We start from the raw sequence: 20,318 nt of genomic DNA, 5'->3' as shown, positions 1-20,318 counted from the left end.
ATTATATATGTATAAAATAAAAAAAATAGTTTCAAATAATAATTTAAAAAATATTTATTCACATTATTTATATAATAAAAGGTTTATTTTATCTTTTTATAAATATTTTTTTATTTTAAATCCTAAAAAATTACTTTTTTTTCTTCAGTTAAATTTAGAAAATAAAAATATTTTAGGTCGTATTTATATTTCAAAAGAAGGAATTAATGGTACAGTTAGTATTCCTTTTGATAAATATAAGTATATTAAACATTTATTTAAAAGCATTCATTCTAAAACGAGAAGAATGTATATTAATTATACTATTGAAAATAAAAGAATGGCTTTTTGGAATTTAAAAATAAAAATTAAAAAACAAATTGTTTCTAGTAAAATTAAAAATTTTTGTTTTTCACGTAAAAAAATTGGAATTTATTTGAATGCTTTTCTAGTAAATAAATATTTTTTTAATAAAAATTTTATTTTTGTTGATATGCGAAATAGTTATGAATATGAAATTGGACATTTTTATAATTCAATAACTGTTCCATCTCGAACATTTCGAGAACAATTAGAAAAATTACCTAAATTTTTAGAATTTTATAAAAATAAAAAAATTGTTTTGTATTGTACGGGAGGAGTGCGTTGTGAAAAAGCTACTGCTTTATTAAAGAATAATGGTTTTTCTAAAATATATCATATTTATGGTGGAATTTTGAGTTATATTAAACAAGTAAAAAAATATAATCTTCCTAATTATTTTCGAGGAAAAATTTTTGTTTTTGATAATCGTTTATCAGAAAAAATTACTAATGATATATTTTCTCAGTGTATTAATTGTAAAAAATATACAGATCGTATACATATAAATTGTTTAAATGATTTTTGTAACCGTTTGTTTATTCAATGTAGAGTATGTTCTATAAAATTAAATTCATGCTGTTGTTTAAATTGTAAAAATAAATTATAAATATGATATTTTTTTAATAAAAAAAATTAATTGTGTTTATATACAGTAATAGAAATTACTTATTAGTAAATTTATTTTTAGATATGTTTATATATAAGGAATTTATGTTTTTATATAAACAAAACTTTTTATTTAGATAAATTTATTTTCAAGAATATAAGTTGTTTTTTTTTTATAATATTAAATTTTAAATATTTATATTTTATATATTAGGAAATAGTTATGAAAAAAATTTCTATATTAGAAATTTATACAAAAAATAATTATTTAAATAAACAAATTACTATTGGTGGATGGGTAAGAAGTAAAAGAATATCAAAAATAGGAATATCTTTTTTAACTATATATGATGGTTCATCTACACGATCTATTCAAGTAATTGCTAAAAAATCTTTATTTAATTATTCTACCGAGATTATTAAATTAACTATCGGTTGTTCAGTAATAGTATCTGGTAATTTAATTTTATCTCCTAGTGATTTACAAACTTATGAAATTAAAGCTAATCATGTTGAAATAATAGGGTGGATAGATCGTCCTGATTTATATCCTATGTCAGCTAAAAAACATACAATTGAATATATTAGATATTTTTGTCATTTGCGTCCTCGCACTAGTTTAATTGGCGTTATTGCAAGAATTAGAAATGCAGTTTTTCAATCTTTAAATGAATTTTTAGTTAAAAATGGTTATTTATGGGTATCAACTCCTATTATTACTAGTATTGATACAGAGGGTTCTGGATCAATGTTTCAAGTATCTATGTTAGATATTAATAATCAAGTTAATATTAAAAAGAACACTAATAAAGAAAATTATTTTTTTGGAAAAAAAGTATTTTTAACTGTCTCTGGTCAATTAACTTTAGAAGCCTATGCTTGCGCTTTATCTAAAGTTTACTCTTTAGGACCTACTTTTAGAGCGGAAAATTCTAATACTAAAAAACATTTAACAGAATTTTGGATGTTAGAAGTAGAAAAAGCTTTTTCAGATATTAATGATATATCTATTTTTGCAGAAAAATTATTAAAAAATTCAATTAACTTTGTTTTAGATAACTGTGTTTCTGAATTATTATTTTTGCAAAAAAAAGTTGATAAAAATATTATTTTTCGTTTAAATAATTTTTTAAATATTAATTTTGTTAATATTGAATATAATGAAGCTATTAATATTTTATTAAAAAATAATCATATTATTAACGAGAAAATCTTATGGGGTGAAGATTTATCTTCTCATCATGAAAAATATTTAGTAAATAATTATTTTAAATCTCCGGTAATTATAAGAAATTACCCGAAATTATTAAAAGCTTTTTATATGCGCATGAATAAAGATAAAAAAACAGTATCTGCATTTGATATATTAATTCCTCAAGTTGGTGAAATTATAGGTGGTTCAGAGAGAGAAGATAGAATAGATTATTTAGAGAATAGAATGATAGAGATGGGATTAAATAAAGAAAATTATAATTGGTATAAAGATTTAAGAAAGTATGGTACAGTTCCTCATTCTGGTTTTGGTTTAGGTTTAGAGCGATTAATATTATTTATTACTGGAATTAAAAATATTCGAGAATCAATTCCATTTCCTAGAACTATAGGACATGCAGATTTTTAAATATTTTTTATATTTTATAATAAAAAACTATAAATAGTAAAATATAAATTTATGTAAATAAAATTTTTTTTTATTTGTTAAAAGTATATAAAAATCATTTTTTAATGTTTTTTTTTATTATGTTTTTATGTATATATTATTTTTTATTTTAAATAATGTATAGAAATTTTTTTTTAATATTTTAGAAAATGTTAAAAAATCTATTTTTAAACATTTTTGAATTAATTTAGCAGTATACCATAATAAATATGGTTGGTTTATTTTGCCTCTATATGGTTCAGGAGATAAATAGGGCGAATCTGTTTCTATAAATAATCTGTTTAAAGGTATAAATTTTAAAATGGATCTTAAATTATGTGATTTTTTAAATGTAATTATTCCAGAAAATGAAATATAAAATCCAATATCTAATAATTGTCTTGCAAAATCTATTGTTCCTGTAAATGAATGTATTATTCCTGAATATAGTTGGTTTTTATGAGTATTTAAAATACTTATTATTTCTTTATCTGCATTTCTATTATGAATAATAATAGGTTTTTTAGTTTTTTTAGATATATAAATATGATGTTGAAAAAGTTCAATCTGTCTTTTTTTTTTTTTTGATCTATAAAAATCTAACCCAGTTTCACCAATAGCAATCACTTTATTATATTTAGATATTAATTCTATATTTTTTAAATCGTTTTTATGATGATTATAATTTGGATGTAAACCACAAGATAAAAAAATATTTTTATAAAAAAAAGTATGTTGAAACATATGATAAAAATCTTGAATAGAAGTTGAAACGGATAAAAATAATCTGACATTTTTTTTATAAGCTTTTTTTAAAATATTATCTATATTGCAGTTTTTTTTACTATTATCTATATTATTAATGTGACAGTGAGTATCAATTAAAAACATTTTTTTTATCCTTATATATTATTTAAATTATATATTAGTATTATTTAATATATCATTAGTTAACAATAGAATTTGTTCTGTAAATATTAATTTTTTATCAATATGATATGAACTAGATAATATTTTTTTACATTGAATCCAAGATCTTAAATGTTGGATTAATATGTTAAAATTATTTTTTTTTGCTATTTTTTTTATTAATTTAATTTGATCTAAATTTTGAACTTTATATTTTTTACATATAATATATTTTATAACATCTAGAATTAGATAACAAACCCATATAATTATTTTTTTTTTTCTATAATTTAATATTATTTTTAATAAATTAATATATTTTTTATTAATCATGTATTTATATATTGCTATCATAAATATGTTTCTTTCATTTAATTTTTTATTATTTAAGAATTTGTGTGTGATTATAGGAGCATTATTATTTATTCGTAAAGCTGTTAATAGTTGAATAGAAGTATAAATTTTGTTTTTTTCTTTTAGCCAATTTAAGGTGTCTTTTTCTCTAGGTAAATTTATATAGTAAATAGTGGATCTGCTTGTAATAGTACTAAGAACTGTTTTTATATTATTTGTATTTAAAAAAAATATAGTATTTTCTGGGGGTTCTTCTAAAATTTTTAATAAAGAGTTTTGTGCTTCTATAGTAAGTCTATTAATAGATGAAAACCAAATAATCTTAGCTCCTCCTTGCTGTGAGGTTTGATAAATGTCATCTATAATAGTACGAATAATATTTATTCCGATATATTTATTTTTTGAATCATAATTAGAATTATAAAAATCAGGATGTTTTTTTTGATTTATTAAGATACAAGATAAACATCTTTCACAGCTTTTTTCTTTTTTTTTATTTGAACACAGAATCCATTGAGAAATATTAAAAATTAATCGTGAAACTCCAAAACCAATACGTGATTGAATTAAAATTATAGGATGTAGTTTATTATTATAATATTTTTTTACTATTTTTTTATATTCGCTAACTAACCAGGGGTAATTTTTCATGGGCAAATTTTCTATTTTTATTTTTTGATTTTTTTTATGATGTACTTTTTAATATCTTTTATTGTTTTAATTTTTTCTATTTCTATGTCAAATAATTCAACTTTAAATTCTTCTTCCAGTAACATGATTAATTCTATAAAATCTAATGAATCCATATTAAAATCTTTTTTTAATTCATTATCTAATGAAATATTTTTTTCTTTTATTTGAAATTGTTTTTTAATTATTTTCTTTATACGTTCAATAATATTATTCATGTGTATATCTCGATGATTATTTTGAATAGTAAAAATTTTTTATAAATATTTTTTATGTAGCAAGGTCAACATACATTCCTCCATTTACATGAATATTTTGACCTGTAATATATGAAGATTTTTCTGATGATAAAAAAGATACAACATAAGCAATATCTTTTGTTTTTCCAAAAACCCCCATTGGTATTTTTTTTAATATTTTTTTTTTATTAAAAGATAAAATTTTTTTTGTCATATCTGTAATTATATATCCTGGAGAAACCAAGTTAACTGTAACTCCTTTTGATGCTACTTCCAAAGCCAAAGATTTTGAGAAACCAATTAAACCAGCTTTTGATGCTGCATAATTTGTTTGTCCTATTTGTCCCGTGTGACTAACCAGTGAACTAATTATAATTATTCTTCCATATTTTTGTTTGATCATTGGTATTAAAATTATTTTTGTTATATAAAATATAGAAGACAAATTAATATTAATTACATTATTCCATTCTGAATTTTTCATAGTAATTAATAATTTATCATTTATAATTCCTGAATTGTGTATAAATATATCAATTTTTTTAAACTTATTAATTAATTTTTTAATTTTTATTTTAATTGTTGAAATTTTTAAAAAGTTTATTAATATTCCAGTTCCATTATTTTGTAAATTTTTTTTAATTATTTCTACGCCTTTTTTTGTAGTAGAAGTACCAATCACAAATATATTTAAAGATATCAATTCTGTTGAAATTTTTTTCCCGATTCCTTTATTGGCTCCGGTTACTAAAGCTATTTTTTTTTTCATAATTTTTTTATTATATCCATAACTAATAATAATTTTTTATACTCATTTGTTGAGTAAGAAAATATATTTTTATTTTCTTTATTTAAATTAGTTAATATATTACCAAGTCCTACTTCGATAAAAATATTTACTCCCATAGAGATAATTTTTTTTATACTTTTATTCCATTGTACTGTTTTATATATTTGTTTTATTAATGAAGAATATATTTCTTTTTTAGATAAAATAATATTTGCATTATGATTACTAATTATAGGATATTTTCCTTTAAATATTTTTATTTTTTTTAAATAATAAGAAAATTTTTCTTTATAATTTTTCATTAATAAGCAGTGAGATGCAATTGACATTGGTAATCGAATTACTTTAGCATAAAATTTTTTTTTAAATATTAAACCGACAGAATATACTACAGAATAATTTCCAGTAATAACTATTTGTTTTTTTGAGTTAATAATAGAAATAAATACTTTTTTTTTTTAGTAGAAAGTAATAAACAAGTTTTTTTAATAAGATTATAATTTAATCCAATAACTACTAATGTTAAAACTCGAGTATTTTTTACTGCTTCTAACATAATTTTATTACGTATTTTAATAATATTAATTGCTTCTTCAAATAATATATTTTTATTACAGACTAAAGCAGAATATTGACCTATACTATGTCCAGATATTATATTTGGTTTAATATTTATTTCTTTTTCTAAAACTCTATATATAGCTACTGAAGAAATAAATGTTAGTAAATATATATTTTTATTATGAAAAATAAAATTATTCTTTTTTTTAAAAAAGTTGTTATATATATTATAATTTAATATATCAGATGCTTTTTTAAATGTTTTTCGAACTATATGATATTTTTTTAAAAATGATTTTAAAAATTCTATATTATATAATCCATATCCGGGGAAGATTACTGAAAATTTTTTCATAAATTATAACTTAACCTTTTTTATTCTATATACTACTACTTATATAGTATATAGAAAAATATTTTTATTATATAGATAATTTTAATTTAATGATTTTAAATATTTATAGTTATAAAAATATTTTAAAAAAAATATTTTTTATTTAAAAAGTATATTTTTAATATAATTATTAATATTTATAAAATTTTTATTATTGATTTAATGTTTTTTCAGATCTTTTATTAAATAAAAATGTTTTTTTTCCTTTATAATATCCACTGTGCGTTATATGATGACGAATGTGTATTTCCTTTGATGTTTTATCTATAGATAACTGATTTTCTGATATAAGATCATGAGATCTTCTCATTCCTCTTTTTGATCTACTTGGTTTACTTTTTTGTACTGCCATTTTTTTTCCTTATTTCTTTAAAAAAATTATTTTTTTGAAAAATATTTTAAGCAATATTTAAATTTTTCATCTAATGGAGCTATTATACAAATTTTTGTTTTTTCTTTTGGATGGATAAAAGAAATTTTATATGAATGTAATAATAATCTATTATTTTTTTTTAAAATATATTTTTTTTCTTGTTCTGTATTTCCATATTTTTTATCAAAAATAATAGGATGTCCAAATTGTGAAGTATGTACTCGAATTTGATGAGTTCTTCCGGTAATAGGTACAGCTGATATTAAAGTAGTATTATTAAAATATTTTTTTACTTTAAATTTTGTTTTTGAAGGTTTTCCATTTTCATGAACATACACTTTTTTTTTTTTTTTAACATCTTTTCTTTTTGATAAAGGCAAACAAATTATTTTGTTTTTATGAGACCAATAACCGTGTGTTAATGCTAAATATTCTTTATATATTTTTTTTTTACGTAAATTTTCATGCATTTTTTTTAAAATAGAACGTTTTTTTGCAAGAATTAGTATGCCAGAAGTATCTCTATCGATACGATGTACGAGCTCTAAAAATGTCAATTTCTTTCGAATTTCTCTAAATATTTCTATTACTCCATAATTAATCCCGCTACCTCCGTGTACTGCAAATCCATGCGGTTTGTTAAAAACGATTAAATATTTATCTTCAAATAATATATTTTTTAAAAATAAATTAATTATTGATTTTTTTAAATAAATTTTTTTTTTTTTATATCTATTATAATAGAGTGTGTTGTAACGCAATCATTGATTTTAAGTTTATAAAACGGTTTTATTTTTTTTTTATTTATTTTTATTTTTCCTATTCTTATACTACGATATATCATACTTTTTGGTAATTTTTTAAAATGTTTAAATAAAAAATTATCAATTCTTTGACCTGACATATTTTTTTGTATTATAATTGATTTTTTTAATAATTCTTTATTATTCATATAGTTTTCTTATATATAAAATATATTAATAAATATATATAATTATATATTATATTTTTTTTTATGTATATTTTTTTTAGATGGTATATCTATATTAAATATATGAAATAAAATTTTATTTTGTAAAATTTTATTTTTTGGTATATTTAATTGTATAGTGTTAAAATCAATAATAGTTGCAATATTATAATATTGCATATTAATAGTGTTACATATTTTTTTTAATAAAGACCAATTATTTCTTATAGATTTTAAAATTATAATTCCGTGATGATATTTATCAAATTTATTAGAAGTAGATTTTTTAATAATTGCTCCGCGAATTATTTTTTTTCTATTTAATAAATCTTTATTATATTTTTTAAAGTATATTTTTTTTTCTTGAAAATTTGTTGATATATTACCTTGAGCAATAGCATAAGTTTTTTTATCTACACCCATTAATGGAGTCATTATTAATGTTCCTCCATTTAAATTGCTAGCATTTCCAATAGAAGAAACTGTAATATCAATCTTTTGTCCGATATAATTTAATGGTGATATAGTAGCGGTTACTATAACGGCGGCTGTGTTTTTTGTTTGTATATTTTGACTATTATTAGTATAAATTCCAAATTTTGTTAACATATTATTTAATGATTGATATGTAAAGGGAATTTGAGCGGTTGTATCACCTGTACCATTTAAACCAACTACTAGACCGTATCCGATAAGTTGAGTATCTTGAATTCCTACAATATTTATTAGATTATGAATTTTTTTTGCAGATATTAAAGATTTGTTATTTAATAAAATATACAGAATAATAATTATATATTTAAATTTTGATATAATTTTCATATAATTTTAATTATATATAGTAATATATATACTATAATTAAATAGTATATATTTTTAATTTTAAAAAATAAAATATTTTTTTAAGTAAAAAAAAATGTTTTTTTTGAAATTTTGATTTGAATACTCAATTTTAAAATTAGAAATTTTAGAAGAGTTTATAGAATTGTTTAAATTGATTTTTTTAGGATTAATTATTCCATAGAATTTTATTTTTTCTATATGATTATTATTAAAAAATTTTTTTTCACCTAAAATTTTTAAATATTTATTTTTTAATATTGCTACCACTCTAACTGATAATTTTAAATTTATATTTTTTTTTATATAAAAATTTTTTTTATTAATTAATTTCTTTATTTTTTCTATATTTCCAATGTATGTATTTATTTTTTTAACAATAAATAATTTAAAATTATATATATAATATGATTGTTTAATTATATATTTTTTTATACTATAATTAATATTATTCTTTTCATTAAATAAAACAGTAATATTATCTCCGATTTTATAATTTTTATAATTTGTAAACCAAGATGAATAATTATTTTTTTTTTTTTTTTATTTTTTTTAATTATTTGAATGGGTTTTAAAAAAATTTTTTTATTTATTATTTTCTTACATGAAAAAATACTATTATTTATAGTAAAAATAATTAGTATTATAAGTATAATATTTTTAAGTATCTTATAAAATGATTTGATCATTAATTATGTTACCTTTAATAACATAAATATATTTTTACTTTAGAAAAAAATTTTTTTTATTTTTTCTATTTTTAGAAATGAAAATGATTATTTTTTATAATTAAATTTATATTTCATACAATAAATATGTAATATATTTTATATATCTAAAATTACTAGAAACTAGTATATTACTAGTTTCTAATTTATTTTATAAAAAATAAAATATAGGTTTTATTGAAAGATAATTAATAAATTTAATATAATTAAAAATTATGTAATTTTTTATCTTTAAAAAATATAAGTATTTTTTTTATATTATTTAATTTTTCTTTAATTTTGACAATGAATTAAATTCATAAGATCTAATTAAATTTATTTTTTTAATTAAACTCCTAGTGGCTTTTTCATTATTTTCAATAATTTCTTTACTAGATAAAAATTGATACTTAATATCTAATTCATTTTGTTTATATTTTTCTAAACCTAAATCATTTAAATCATATACTTTATTATATTTACGTGCCACAACATCATTTTTATTTAATGAAATAAATTTTAATTGTCCTAACACTGTCGGTTTATTTGTTTTTTTATCATCATCTTCTTTTATTACAATTAAACCTTCAGATTTAACAAGTATTTTTTTATTTTCAGGAACTTTAATGACTGTATCTTTAATATTTAATAAAGGATAACCATTCATTGTTACTTCACGATTTTTATTTATTCTTATACGTCCTTCTATTAAAAATCCTTCACATCCTTGATCATCTAAAATAGAAAAAAAACCTATTTCTGAATTATCATTTTCTTTTATATTTTTATTTTCTTGTAATGGTTTAATATGAATAGTATCTGATTCTATATCTTGTTTTTTTATTATTTTTTTATTATCAGAATTTATTTTAATATTGTATACATTTTTTATTTGTAAGTCTGTTTTAACAGAATCTGTTTTTTTTTTTGTTTCAGTATTATCTGGAAGTAGATGTATATCAGTAAATGTAATAATTGGATGTATTGTATTGTTCATATATAACCTCATTTTATAGAAATATAAATATTTTTTATTATTAATATTTTCAAATTTTTTTTAAAAATTATTTTAAAAAGTTATTTTATCATATTTTTATTAAAATAAAAAAGTATTTATTTTAAAATAAAAAAACTTTTATATAGATTCATAATCTCTTTTTTTATATAGTTAATCATTTATTATTTTAATAGTTTTATTTTTTAAATTTATGTTTTTATATACTATGGTATTATTTATATTTGATCTATTTAAAGATTTAATACTTAATAAAATTAAGTAATTTACTTATTATATAAAATATATTATTTTGAATAAATAATTTATAAAATATATTTATTACATTATATAATAATAAAATTTATAATAAAGTATTTATTATTTTATTTTTTAAAAATAGTTTTTATATTTATTATTATAATGATATATTTATAAAAAAAATTTACAAAGAATAAATTTTTTTTTATTAAGAAAAGTAATTTTTATTAATATTTTTTTTATTATTTTAATAAAATATTTATTTAAATCATATGAATAACAGTATAATATAATTTATAATTATATATTTTAAAAAATATTTTTATATATAAATATAAATTATTTATTTTATTTTTAAATTTTTTATATTTAAGACATTAAAAAATATTTTTTATGAAAATTATCTTTTTATTACTTATACATTAATAAAGTAAAATTAATTAAATGTAATAAAATATTAAATTGTATCAATCAATATTAAAATCATTATATAAAATATAAGAGCTAAGGTTACACAAAATGAATCTTTTGAAATCTTTAGCATCAATGAGTCTAGTTACTGCTAGTGGTCGTTTTTTATGTTTTGTACGAGATTTTTTAATCGCATACACTTTTGGCGTATCTTTTGAAACTGATGTTTTTTTTTCAATTTTTAAGATACCTAATTTATTACGTAGAATTTTTACAGAAGGAATAGTTTCTCAAGCTTTTATACCAGTATTGTCAGAATATAAAACAAATCATAAACATTCTTTAACAAAAGATTTTATTTCATGTATATTTGGATTATTAATAATTTTGTTAACAATAATAATGTTTATTGCTATTCTTTTTCCTAATGTAATTGTTATTACAATGTCACCTGGTTTTTTAAACAATACTGTTAAATTAAATTTAGCTATTAAACTTTTTAAAATTGTTTTCCCGTATATTATTTTTGCATCTTTATCTTCTTTTTTTTCATCTATTTTATATATATATGGTGTTTTTTTGGTTCCTTTATTCGCGCCGATTTTATTGAACATTTGTATAATTTTATTTGCTGTATTTAGTATTTATTTTAAAGATATTTATTTATATCCGCAGATTTTGTTTTTAGGTTGGGGGGTAATATTTGGAGGTTTTTTACAAACAATATATCAGTTACCATTTTTAAGTATAAAAAAAATATTAGTATTACCTAGCATTAATTTTAATAATATTGGTTTGAAGAGGGTATTATACAAACTTATACCATCATTATTAGGAGTATCTATAGGACAAATATCTTTAATTATTAATAGTATTATAGCTTCTTTATTTACTTCTGGTTCTATATCATGGTTATATTATGCTGATAGGCTTACTGAATTGCCGGTAGGTATATTAGGTTCCTCTATTAGTACTTTGATTTTTCCAAAATTAATTAAATATTATACATTAAAAAATACTGAAAGTTATTCTAAGTTATTAGATTGGAGTTTACGTATTTCATTGCTTTTATCTTTACCTTGTGCTTCATTATTAATTTTTTTATCAAAACCATTTATTATTTCTTTATTTCAATATGGTAATTTTACAAATATAGATACTTTAATTACACAAAAAATTCTTTTATATTATGCATTAGGTATTATTGCTTTAATAATAGTAAAAATTTTATCAACAGCTTTTTATGCAATAAAAGATGTTATTATACCTATGAAAATATCTTTTTTAACTTTATTGATTACACAAATATTAAATTTATTTTTTGTTTTTTTTTTAAATCAATCTAGTTTAGCTTTATCTGGAAGTATATCTGCTTGGGTTAATGCTATATTATTATTTTTTATTTTATATAGAAAAAAAATTTTTTTTCCTCAGCCGGGGTGGTTTATTTTTTTTAAAAAAATATTTTTATCAACTATAATTATGTCAATTTCTTTACTTTTTTTATCTTATTTTATATCTACTTGGTATGTAGGTAATATATTTATTAGAATTTTACGTATTTTTAGTGTTTGTGTTTTTGGCAGTTTTATTTATATAATATCATTGTGGTGTAATAATATTACTATAAAACAGTTTTATTATGAAGATGAAGGTATATAAAGAATTTATAAAAATTAATTTTATATTTTTTTATATAATACATTATATAGTAATAAAAATTTATATAATTTAAATACTATATAATTGATATATTTAAAAAATAATTTTAATATAAAATATTATGTTTTTTATTAATTAAAAATATTATAGTTATAATTTATAGTAAGTAATATTGAACTATATTAATTTTATCTAATAATTATTTTTAAAAATAATATTCTTAAAAAGTAAATAGAGATTATTAATTTTAATAATAAAGGAATATACATGAAAAAAATTTTTATTATTTGTACGTTATTAATATCTAGTTTTTTTTCAACTGTACATGCAAAACCTGTTTCTAGAGTAAAAAAATGGAATTTTGGAATTCAATTAAATTCATTTAATCCTAAAAAAATATTTTATAAATATAAAAATTTATCTTATAATAATTATCGTCATATTATAAATGGATTTATGTCATTAAATCCAAATATTTTTACAAAGTATAAATTTAATCCTTATGTTAATTTTCAATTAAATTCAAATATATTAGAAAGTATAATTAAAGATTTCAAAAAAAATACAACTGACATATATTTTTCTAGCATGGAATATGCTGTTAATTTTATATATCCTATTAGAAAAAATATTAATCTATATACAAATATAGGAGCTAAATTAACAACTGAAATTAATAGTAAAAAATTATTAGATATTTTTGTTTTATCGAAATATAAACAATTGTCTCCGATTTTTTCTATTGGTTTAGAGTGTTTATTTAATAATTATTTACAAGGTAATTTAAATATTAATTTACATAATAGTTTTAAAAAAATAAATTTTAATAATTTTAATAGAATATTAAATAATATAGATGCTGGTATTTCGTGGAAATTATATCCTAATTTGAATAATTTCCAAAAATATAATGGACAAATATTTTTACAAAAAAATATAAATATTATAAAAAATGAAGATTTAAAAGATCATATGGAACGTTATGTTAATAACCCTATATTATCTGCGGAAGCATTTCGTATTTTGGAAAATTTTAAAAAAACACTAAATAAAGAAGAACAAAATAAAGTTATTTTAATAATTACGGATCATATTGGAATAATAGGAAGAAAAAATATTAATAAAATATTATCTCTAAAAAGAGCTTTAATAATACAGAAATATTTAATGAAAAAGGATTTATTAAGAAAAAATTTTGTTATTACAAAAATTGATACATTAACAAATAAAAAATTTAATACAGATAATCATGTTATATATAATAAAAAAATTACTAATTAATAATTTTTCTGTTTATTAATAGATTAATCAAATTAAGATAATTTTATATATACTTTTAAATAAAAATATATTATTATTTTTTTTTGATTATATTTTTTTAATAAAATATTTAAATTTTTAAAATTGTTTAATTAAAAACGTTTTTTTTTGAAAAGCTTTACTTTTTTTATTTCTTAGTATAATATATTTATTAAGTTTTTATGAGGAGGAATGGCCGAGTGGTTTAAGGCAACGGTCTTGAAAACCGTCGATGAGAAATTATCCGAGAGTTCGAATCCCTCTTCCTCCATATAAAATATAATATATTTATAGGCGCGTTGGCAGATTGGTAATGCATTGGATTGCAAATCCAAAGAATCTGGTTCAATTCCAGAACGCGCCTAAAAGAAAAATATGCCCGGGTGGTGAAATCGGTAGACACAAGGGACTTAAAATCCCTCGGCTTTTATGGCCTTGCGGGTTCAAGTCCCGCCCCGGGTATGAACGTAATTTATAATGTAAATTTAAATATTGTATAATTTTTTTTTCTTAATATTATTTTATAATTTAAATATATTTTTTTTAAAAATATATTTAGAGATATAAAAGATTGTATTATAATTCTTAATTCTCCATTTTTTATTAAATATTTTTTTGCATTTTTTATTATTTTTTTTATTACACTTAAATTTATATCTAAATTATTATGTATAGGAGGATTAGATATAATTAAGTTATATTTTTCTTTTATTTGAGAATAAATATCACTAAAAAATACTTTTCCTTTTATTTTATTATTTATTAAATTATTTTTACTACACCAAATAGCTGCATTATAATTGTCTATTAATGTTAAATCTAATTTAGGATTTTTTTTAGCTAAAGCTATACTTAATATTCCTGTTCCGCATCCTATGTCTAATACTTTTCCTTTAATATTATTTTTAAAAGTTGATATTAATAATTTAGTTCCTTCATCTATTTTTTTATATCCGAACACTCCAGGTAAACTTTTAATTATTATATTATTCCATGTATAAATATTTATAAATATTTTTAGTAAAAATTTTGGTTTATTTTTAATGTATCCTTTATATAAACAGCAATTACGTGCATAATCTATTTTTTTAAATATTAAATAATTATTAAATATTTTATTAATACTATTAATCCCGCTTTTATTTTTACCTATTATATATATATGACAACTATTTGAAATAAATGATAATAAATATGTTAGTTGAAATTTAACTTCTTTTTTATTTTTAACCCAAAAATAAATTAGTTGTTTATATGTATTGAGTTTATTTTTATAACAGAAATTATTTAAAATAATATTTTTATTTATTTTTTTATTTTTTACTTTATATAAATCATAATATTGAATATATATAATAAAATTTTTAAAAAATTTTTTATTAAATAATTGATATGGTATTATTCCAGATAAAATTGTAGATTTATTTTTAAATAATTGAATATTTTTTATTAATAATTGATATTCTTTAGATAAAGATAATGATTGAGAGTACATAGTATTTGTTTTCTTTAATAGATAATAGTAAAAATATTGATAATTATTGATAATTATATATATAATTTTATTTTTTAAATAAATATATATTTTTAAAAAATATCACGTGTATTTACTATAAATATATTTATCTTATAATAGAGGAATATATGAAACTATATTTAGTATATAATATTTAATTTTATTTATATATTAAAATTTATTTTATTTACAATAATTATTGTTATATAATTAATATTATTTATATATCAGGTTAAAATATATGGAACATCAGTTAATTACTTTTGAAAAAAAAAATTTTACTATTTTAGTAATTTATGTAAAAAATATAAAATTTAGTTATTTTAAAGATTTTTTAATTGAAAAAATTCAAGAATCTCCTTCTTTTTTTAAAAATATACCTATTATGCTAAATATAGAAAAATTATCATATAAGTTTGACTGGATTAATATTAAAAATTTTATTTTATCTATTGGTTTATTTTTAATTGGTATAACAGGTTGTAAAAATAAAAATATAGAAAAAATAATTTCAAAATCTGGATTGCCTGTTTTTTCTCTACACAAAAAAATTAAATCAAAAATTTATAAAAATAAAAATTATAATAATAATAATCAAAATAAACATATAAATTCATCTTATTATGATATAAATAATCAAAAAAATTATGTTTTTAATAAATTAGTACGTTCCGGTCAAAGAATATATCTACCTAATACTGATTTAATAATTACTAATAATGTTAGTTCAGGAGCTGAATTAATTTCAGATGGTCATGTCCATATATATGGCGTAATGAGAGGAAGAGTGTTAGCTGGAGCTAACGGGGATATTACTAGAAAAATTTTTTGTACACACCTATTCGCAGAATTAATATCTATTGCTGGAGAATATTTAACAATAGAACAAATACCATTAAAATTTTTAGGGAAAAGTGTTGAAATTAGTTTAATAAATCATATTTTGTGTATAAAAAATTTAATTTAAATATTCTTATATATGATATTATAGAGGTGTTAATTATATGTCTAAAATTATTACTATTACTTCAGGTAAAGGGGGTGTAGGAAAAACTACTTCAAGCGCCTCTATTGCAACTGGTTTAGCTTTATATGGAAAAAAAACTGTAGTTATTGATTTTGATATAGGATTAAGAAATTTAGATTTAATTATGGGTTGTGAACGTCGTGTAGTATATGATTTTATTAATGTAATTAAAGAAGAAGCTTCTATTCATCAAGCATTAATTAGAGATAGGCGTACTAAAAATCTATTTTTACTTCCAGCTTCTCAGACACGAGATAAAGACTCTTTAACAAAATCTGGAGTAGAACGTATTTTACAAATTCTTTTAGATATGAATTTTGATTTTATTATTTGTGACTCCCCCGCTGGTATTGAATCAGGAGCTATTCTTTCTCTTTATTTTGCAGATGAAGCAATAATTGTAACTAACCCAGAAATTTCTTCTATACGAGATGCTGATCGAATTTTGGGAATTATATCTTCTAAATCAAAAAGAGCTGAAAATAATGATTTACCAGTCAAAGAATATTTATTACTAACTAGATATAATCTAAAAAAAGTAACAAAAGGTGATATGTTAAGTGTAGATGATGTTTTAGATATACTTCAAATACCTTTAATTGGAGTTATCCCAGAAGATCCTTCTGTATTAAAATCTTCTAATCAAGGATTATCTGTAATATTAGATAAAATTTCTATTGCTGGGAAAGCATACTCAGATACAGTTCAAAGGTTATTAGGAATAAATATACCATTACGATTTTTTTCAGAGAAAAAAAAAAGTTTTTTTCAATGGTTGTTTAGGAGATAAATATGATTTTATTAGATTTATTTTTATCAAAAAGAAAGTATACAGCTAACTTAGCTAAAAAAAGATTACAGATAATAATAAAAAAACAGAAAAAAAATTCAAAAGAACCAGATTATTTTCCACAATTAAAAAATGATTTATTACTAGTAATTGCAAAGTACATAAAAACTAAACCAAATGAAATATCAATTCAAATAGAAAAAAATAATAAAGATATATTTATATTGGAAGTAAATATACCAAATTTAAAATAAAAAAAACAGAATTATAAATATATTTAATATATAGGGGATAAATATCTTGGATATATTTGCATTATTTTATACTTTTTATTATGTTGTAAATGTTTTATAGAACAGGAAATAATATCTTTAGAGTGAGGAGTGGTAATATGAGTATTAAATAATTTAGTAGATTTTTTAAAATAATTTATTTTTATTTTAAATCCAATAGTAGACCAAATTCCTTTGTAATTTTTTGTTATTTTTTTAATATTATTTATGTTATTGTATAATTTTTCTGTATGTATACCAACCCATAAACCTATTTTGTTTTTTAAATATTTTGCCCAAAAAATTTGATTTTTAGAAATCTGAACAGCAATTAAAACACGATTTATTTTGTTAATATTCCAACTTTGCTCTGATAAAATTTGTAATGTAGAAAAACCAATAATTGGAATTTTATAAATAATTGATATTGTTTGTGATATTCCAATAGAGATTCTAATTCCAGTAAAACTTCCAGGTCCTATGGTACAAGCAATAAAATCTATTTTTCTTAAAGTAGTATTAGCTTTTTTTAAAATTGTTTTAATCATATTAAGTATATATATTTCATGGTTTTTAAAGCTACTTTTAAATAAACTATATATTTTTTTTTTATGTAGCAATGACACAGAACAAGAATATAATGTTGTATCTAAAGCTAAAATTGTTTTAGTAAAATTCATATTTGGTTTAATTCCTTAATACTTTAATATATATTATTCTATTTTTTTTTGTTTTTGGTTATTCTTACTAGATGTATTTGATACAAATTAGATTTTACAATTAAAAAATTATAAGGTTTACTGTAAATTACAGTTCCTGTTTTTGGAATATTTTTATTTTTTTTTATTAAAAAATCAGCTATTGAAATGCAGTCATGATATTTTTTAAAAATATTAATATTTAATATTTTTTTTAAATCATTTAAATATATAGTACCATGCACTATCCAGTTATTGTTGTTAATAATTATTTTTGGTACATTTTTTTTATTTAAAAATTTCCCCGCTATAATATTAAATATATCTATAGGTTTAATTAATCCTTTTATTATACCAAATTCATTACTAATTATAACGCTGTTATTTTTACAATAACGTAAAATATTTAATAAATTAATTGTTGTAATTGTTTCTAGAATAATAAATGGTGGATATTTAATAGATAAATTATATATATCTTTATTATTATTAATTACTTGAAGTAATTTTTTTTTTGGAACAACTCCTATAATTTCGTTTAATTTTTTTTCACATACTGGTATTATATTATGTGAAATTTTTAGTAATTTATTTTTAATACTATTGTAATCTTTTGTAATATCTATCCATACAATTTTTTCTTTTGGAATTATAATATTTTTGATTTTTTTATTATTAAATTTTAACATATTAATAATTATTTTTATTTCATTATTTTTTATTTTTTTTATATTTTTTTTATTATTTATATAATTATGAGTTTTATCTTTTTTTTGAATTAAAGATAAATATTTTTTTTTGTTTATTTTATATTTTTTTTTAGTGTTAATAATACTATATATTTTATTGTATATTTTTTTTCTTATTGGTTTTTTTTCTTTTTGTTGAATTATATTTTTTTTTCTTATCTGATTTATAATTTCAATAAATAAATAAAACCCAATAGATATATATAAATATTCTTTAGGAATATAAAATCTTAATGATTCTAAAATTAAATTTAAACTAATTATTAATAAAAAAATTAAATATAGAATAATTATTTTTTTTTTCCAATTAATAAATTTAATAAATAAATTATATGAAAATATCATTAATATTGTAGATATTATTATTTCTGTCCTTATTACTGATAATTTTTGTGTCATTTCTATAGCAGTCATTATAAAATTAATTGATAAAATTATATTAAATATAATAAGTTGAACAATTATATACCAAAATCTTGATTTTTTATTTTTTTGTTTTTTCTTTTTAACTTTAATGTTTATATAATTAAATAATTCAAAAATTATTTTTATACATAAATATATACCGCTAATTAGTAAAATTATTTCTTTTATAGAAAAGATAAAAATTTTACTTATTAAAATTGGTTTTATTAAATTTATTAAAAATGATGTTTTTATTAAAAAAATAAACCGTATAAATAAAGCTAGTATTAAACTTATATTTCTAGTCTGATTACATTGATCAAGAGGAAATTTTTTAGATGAAAAAGTAATAAATATTGTATTATAAATATTTAAAATTATCTCTAAAAATATTAAAGTAAACAGACCCCCCCAAGCAGACGAATCTAAAAAAAAATACATAAAAGAATACTCCTAAAAAAATTCAATTTTATTAAATTATATATATAATATTTTAACTTATAATTAATATATTAATTAATTGAATTATTTAATTTTAAAATAATTACAATATAATATTAATTTTACTAATAAAATTATATTTACAAAAATATAAATATATATTTAATATTAAATATTTTAGATATGTATTTTATATAAAAATTGAATTTCAATTTTTTTAAAATTTATTTAAAAACTATTTTTAATATAAATAAATATTTTTTTTAATAAAACTTTCCTTAATTTTAAAAATAGTTTTTTTATTTTAAAAATAAATAAAAATTAACAATATTTCAAAGAAATTAAAAATAATTTTTTATTATTCTTATTCAAATAAATT

Annotated in this window: 21 protein-coding genes, 3 tRNA genes and 1 pseudogene; 10 read left to right on the top strand and 15 right to left on the bottom strand. The window is 18.0% G+C overall.

Annotated elements, in window-relative coordinates:
* Positions 1 to 7: 7 nt before the first annotated feature.
* Complete coding sequence (locus BUCICURT3053_RS01175; RefSeq protein WP_154061194.1) at positions 8 to 949, top strand: rhodanese-related sulfurtransferase; 942 nt, start codon at positions 8 to 10, stop codon at positions 947 to 949.
* A 222-nt stretch (positions 950 to 1,171) separates the two neighbouring features.
* Positions 1,172 to 2,569, top strand: coding sequence for an asparagine--tRNA ligase (asnS, locus tag BUCICURT3053_RS01170; protein WP_154061193.1), 1,398 nt, complete (start codon positions 1,172 to 1,174; stop codon positions 2,567 to 2,569).
* A 117-nt stretch (positions 2,570 to 2,686) separates the two neighbouring features.
* Here asnS and BUCICURT3053_RS01165 read toward each other — a convergent pair whose 3' ends face one another.
* The 12 genes and pseudogenes from BUCICURT3053_RS01165 to BUCICURT3053_RS01115 form a co-directional block, all read right to left on the bottom strand.
* On the bottom strand, positions 2,687 to 3,478 hold the full coding sequence (locus tag BUCICURT3053_RS01165; RefSeq protein ID WP_154061192.1) for a TatD family hydrolase: 792 nt from the start codon (positions 3,476 to 3,478) through the stop codon (positions 2,687 to 2,689).
* A gap of 27 nt (positions 3,479 to 3,505) precedes the next feature.
* Positions 3,506 to 4,501: a DNA polymerase III subunit delta' C-terminal domain-containing protein gene (locus tag BUCICURT3053_RS01160; protein ID WP_154061191.1), complete on the bottom strand. Its 996-nt coding sequence runs from the start codon at positions 4,499 to 4,501 to the stop codon at positions 3,506 to 3,508.
* A 17-nt stretch (positions 4,502 to 4,518) separates the two neighbouring features.
* Positions 4,519 to 4,758, bottom strand: a complete 240-nt coding sequence (gene acpP / locus BUCICURT3053_RS01155; RefSeq protein ID WP_154061190.1) for an acyl carrier protein — start codon at positions 4,756 to 4,758, stop codon at positions 4,519 to 4,521.
* Positions 4,759 to 4,810: 52 nt separating this feature from the next.
* Positions 4,811 to 5,548 carry a 3-oxoacyl-ACP reductase FabG gene (gene fabG / locus BUCICURT3053_RS01150; RefSeq protein ID WP_154061189.1) on the bottom strand — a complete coding sequence of 246 codons (738 nt, stop codon included), beginning with the start codon at positions 5,546 to 5,548 and terminating at the stop codon, positions 4,811 to 4,813.
* Positions 5,545 to 5,898 (bottom strand): hypothetical protein, encoded by a 354-nt coding sequence (locus BUCICURT3053_RS01145; RefSeq protein ID WP_154061188.1) that lies wholly within the window; start codon positions 5,896 to 5,898, stop codon positions 5,545 to 5,547. Before BUCICURT3053_RS01145 ends, fabG begins: the two co-directional genes overlap by 4 nt.
* An 83-nt stretch (positions 5,899 to 5,981) precedes the next feature.
* Positions 5,982 to 6,485, bottom strand: a complete 504-nt coding sequence (locus tag BUCICURT3053_RS01140) for a hypothetical protein (protein WP_154061187.1) — start codon at positions 6,483 to 6,485, stop codon at positions 5,982 to 5,984.
* 190 nt (positions 6,486 to 6,675) lie between these two features.
* Positions 6,676 to 6,876: a 50S ribosomal protein L32 gene (gene rpmF, locus BUCICURT3053_RS01135; protein ID WP_154061186.1), complete on the bottom strand. Its 201-nt coding sequence runs from the start codon at positions 6,874 to 6,876 to the stop codon at positions 6,676 to 6,678.
* 26 nt (positions 6,877 to 6,902) lie between these two features.
* Positions 6,903 to 7,658 (bottom strand): RluA family pseudouridine synthase, encoded by a 756-nt coding sequence (locus BUCICURT3053_RS01130; protein WP_232037245.1) that lies wholly within the window; start codon positions 7,656 to 7,658, stop codon positions 6,903 to 6,905.
* Entirely contained in the window at positions 7,604 to 7,849 is a 246-nt protein-coding gene (locus BUCICURT3053_RS02095; RefSeq protein ID WP_232037243.1) for a S4 domain-containing protein, read from the bottom strand. The genes BUCICURT3053_RS01130 and BUCICURT3053_RS02095 overlap by 55 nt, the downstream gene beginning before the upstream one ends.
* A 42-nt stretch (positions 7,850 to 7,891) precedes the next feature.
* Entirely contained in the window at positions 7,892 to 8,689 is a 798-nt protein-coding gene (locus BUCICURT3053_RS01125; RefSeq protein ID WP_154061185.1) for a flagellar basal body P-ring protein FlgI, read from the bottom strand.
* A gap of 60 nt (positions 8,690 to 8,749) precedes the next feature.
* Positions 8,750 to 9,229 (bottom strand): annotated as a pseudogene (locus BUCICURT3053_RS02120) (flagellar basal body L-ring protein FlgH); the annotation flags it as partial.
* 468 nt (positions 9,230 to 9,697) lie between these two features.
* Positions 9,698 to 10,411 carry a hypothetical protein gene (locus BUCICURT3053_RS01115; RefSeq protein WP_154061184.1) on the bottom strand — a complete coding sequence of 238 codons (714 nt, stop codon included), beginning with the start codon at positions 10,409 to 10,411 and terminating at the stop codon, positions 9,698 to 9,700.
* A gap of 777 nt (positions 10,412 to 11,188) precedes the next feature.
* On the opposite strand from BUCICURT3053_RS01115, the gene murJ reads away from it, so the two are divergent.
* The 5 genes from murJ (at position 11,189) to BUCICURT3053_RS01090 (ending at position 14,503) form a co-directional block, all read left to right on the top strand.
* A complete protein-coding gene (murJ, locus tag BUCICURT3053_RS01110) occupies positions 11,189 to 12,742 on the top strand; it encodes a murein biosynthesis integral membrane protein MurJ (protein ID WP_154061183.1) in 1,554 nt (517 codons plus the stop codon).
* 267 nt (positions 12,743 to 13,009) lie between these two features.
* On the top strand, positions 13,010 to 14,023 hold the full coding sequence (locus BUCICURT3053_RS01105; protein WP_154061182.1) for a hypothetical protein: 1,014 nt from the start codon (positions 13,010 to 13,012) through the stop codon (positions 14,021 to 14,023).
* Positions 14,024 to 14,227: 204 nt separating this feature from the next.
* Positions 14,228 to 14,312: transfer RNA gene (locus tag BUCICURT3053_RS01100), tRNA-Ser, on the top strand.
* Positions 14,313 to 14,334: 22 nt separating this feature from the next.
* Positions 14,335 to 14,405, top strand: a tRNA-Cys gene (locus BUCICURT3053_RS01095).
* 13 nt (positions 14,406 to 14,418) lie between these two features.
* Positions 14,419 to 14,503, top strand: a tRNA-Leu gene (locus BUCICURT3053_RS01090).
* A gap of 10 nt (positions 14,504 to 14,513) precedes the next feature.
* Here the strand turns inward: BUCICURT3053_RS01090 and rsmC are convergent.
* Positions 14,514 to 15,536, bottom strand: coding sequence for a 16S rRNA (guanine(1207)-N(2))-methyltransferase RsmC (rsmC, locus tag BUCICURT3053_RS01085; RefSeq protein ID WP_154061181.1), 1,023 nt, complete (start codon positions 15,534 to 15,536; stop codon positions 14,514 to 14,516).
* Positions 15,537 to 15,798: 262 nt separating this feature from the next.
* On the opposite strand from rsmC, the gene minC reads away from it, so the two are divergent.
* Genes minC through minE form a run of 3 tightly spaced genes read left to right on the top strand, consistent with a single transcriptional unit; the run spans position 15,799 to position 17,628 of the window.
* Positions 15,799 to 16,524: a septum site-determining protein MinC gene (minC, locus tag BUCICURT3053_RS01080; RefSeq protein ID WP_154061180.1), complete on the top strand. Its 726-nt coding sequence runs from the start codon at positions 15,799 to 15,801 to the stop codon at positions 16,522 to 16,524.
* Positions 16,525 to 16,561: 37 nt separating this feature from the next.
* On the top strand, positions 16,562 to 17,374 hold the full coding sequence (minD, locus tag BUCICURT3053_RS01075) for a septum site-determining protein MinD (protein ID WP_154061179.1): 813 nt from the start codon (positions 16,562 to 16,564) through the stop codon (positions 17,372 to 17,374).
* 2 nt (positions 17,375 to 17,376) lie between these two features.
* Positions 17,377 to 17,628, top strand: coding sequence for a cell division topological specificity factor MinE (gene minE / locus BUCICURT3053_RS01070; protein WP_154061178.1), 252 nt, complete (start codon positions 17,377 to 17,379; stop codon positions 17,626 to 17,628).
* A 23-nt stretch (positions 17,629 to 17,651) separates the two neighbouring features.
* On the opposite strand, the gene tsaB is transcribed toward minE, so the two are convergent.
* Entirely contained in the window at positions 17,652 to 18,326 is a 675-nt protein-coding gene (tsaB, locus tag BUCICURT3053_RS01065) for a tRNA (adenosine(37)-N6)-threonylcarbamoyltransferase complex dimerization subunit type 1 TsaB (RefSeq protein WP_154061177.1), read from the bottom strand.
* Positions 18,327 to 18,364: 38 nt separating this feature from the next.
* Complete coding sequence (locus BUCICURT3053_RS01060; RefSeq protein ID WP_154061176.1) at positions 18,365 to 19,939, bottom strand: TerC family protein; 1,575 nt, start codon at positions 19,937 to 19,939, stop codon at positions 18,365 to 18,367.
* Positions 19,940 to 20,318 lie beyond the last annotated feature (379 nt).

The sequence above is a fragment of the Buchnera aphidicola (Cinara curtihirsuta) genome, from assembly GCF_900698895.1.
Taxonomy (GTDB): Bacteria; Pseudomonadota; Gammaproteobacteria; order Enterobacterales; family Enterobacteriaceae; genus Buchnera_F; species Buchnera_F aphidicola_AX.
Note: the sequence above shows the minus strand (reverse complement) of the source record. Positions and strands in the feature narration are given on the sequence as shown.

What these genes read in the sequence shown, in the direction of transcription:
- BUCICURT3053_RS01175 (WP_154061194.1), top strand. Translation starts at nt 8, where the DNA reads ATGTATAAAATAAAAAAAATAGTTTCAAATAATAATTTAAAAAATATT.
- asnS (WP_154061193.1), top strand. Translation starts at nt 1,172, where the DNA reads ATGAAAAAAATTTCTATATTAGAAATTTATACAAAAAATAATTATTTA.
- BUCICURT3053_RS01165 (WP_154061192.1), bottom strand. Translation starts at nt 3,478, where the DNA reads ATGTTTTTAATTGATACTCACTGTCACATTAATAATATAGATAATAGT.
- BUCICURT3053_RS01160 (WP_154061191.1), bottom strand. Translation starts at nt 4,501, where the DNA reads ATGAAAAATTACCCCTGGTTAGTTAGCGAATATAAAAAAATAGTAAAA.
- acpP (WP_154061190.1), bottom strand. Translation starts at nt 4,758, where the DNA reads ATGAATAATATTATTGAACGTATAAAGAAAATAATTAAAAAACAATTT.
- fabG (WP_154061189.1), bottom strand. Translation starts at nt 5,548, where the DNA reads ATGAAAAAAAAAATAGCTTTAGTAACCGGAGCCAATAAAGGAATCGGG.
- BUCICURT3053_RS01145 (WP_154061188.1), bottom strand. Translation starts at nt 5,898, where the DNA reads ATGTCAATTGCATCTCACTGCTTATTAATGAAAAATTATAAAGAAAAA.
- BUCICURT3053_RS01140 (WP_154061187.1), bottom strand. Translation starts at nt 6,485, where the DNA reads ATGAAAAAATTTTCAGTAATCTTCCCCGGATATGGATTATATAATATA.
- rpmF (WP_154061186.1), bottom strand. Translation starts at nt 6,876, where the DNA reads ATGGCAGTACAAAAAAGTAAACCAAGTAGATCAAAAAGAGGAATGAGA.
- BUCICURT3053_RS02095 (WP_232037243.1), bottom strand. Translation starts at nt 7,849, where the DNA reads ATGAATAATAAAGAATTATTAAAAAAATCAATTATAATACAAAAAAAT.
- BUCICURT3053_RS01125 (WP_154061185.1), bottom strand. Translation starts at nt 8,689, where the DNA reads ATGAAAATTATATCAAAATTTAAATATATAATTATTATTCTGTATATT.
- BUCICURT3053_RS01115 (WP_154061184.1), bottom strand. Translation starts at nt 10,411, where the DNA reads ATGAACAATACAATACATCCAATTATTACATTTACTGATATACATCTA.
- murJ (WP_154061183.1), top strand. Translation starts at nt 11,189, where the DNA reads ATGAATCTTTTGAAATCTTTAGCATCAATGAGTCTAGTTACTGCTAGT.
- BUCICURT3053_RS01105 (WP_154061182.1), top strand. Translation starts at nt 13,010, where the DNA reads ATGAAAAAAATTTTTATTATTTGTACGTTATTAATATCTAGTTTTTTT.
- rsmC (WP_154061181.1), bottom strand. Translation starts at nt 15,536, where the DNA reads ATGTACTCTCAATCATTATCTTTATCTAAAGAATATCAATTATTAATA.
- minC (WP_154061180.1), top strand. Translation starts at nt 15,799, where the DNA reads ATGGAACATCAGTTAATTACTTTTGAAAAAAAAAATTTTACTATTTTA.
- minD (WP_154061179.1), top strand. Translation starts at nt 16,562, where the DNA reads ATGTCTAAAATTATTACTATTACTTCAGGTAAAGGGGGTGTAGGAAAA.
- minE (WP_154061178.1), top strand. Translation starts at nt 17,377, where the DNA reads ATGATTTTATTAGATTTATTTTTATCAAAAAGAAAGTATACAGCTAAC.
- tsaB (WP_154061177.1), bottom strand. Translation starts at nt 18,326, where the DNA reads ATGAATTTTACTAAAACAATTTTAGCTTTAGATACAACATTATATTCT.
- BUCICURT3053_RS01060 (WP_154061176.1), bottom strand. Translation starts at nt 19,939, where the DNA reads ATGTATTTTTTTTTAGATTCGTCTGCTTGGGGGGGTCTGTTTACTTTA.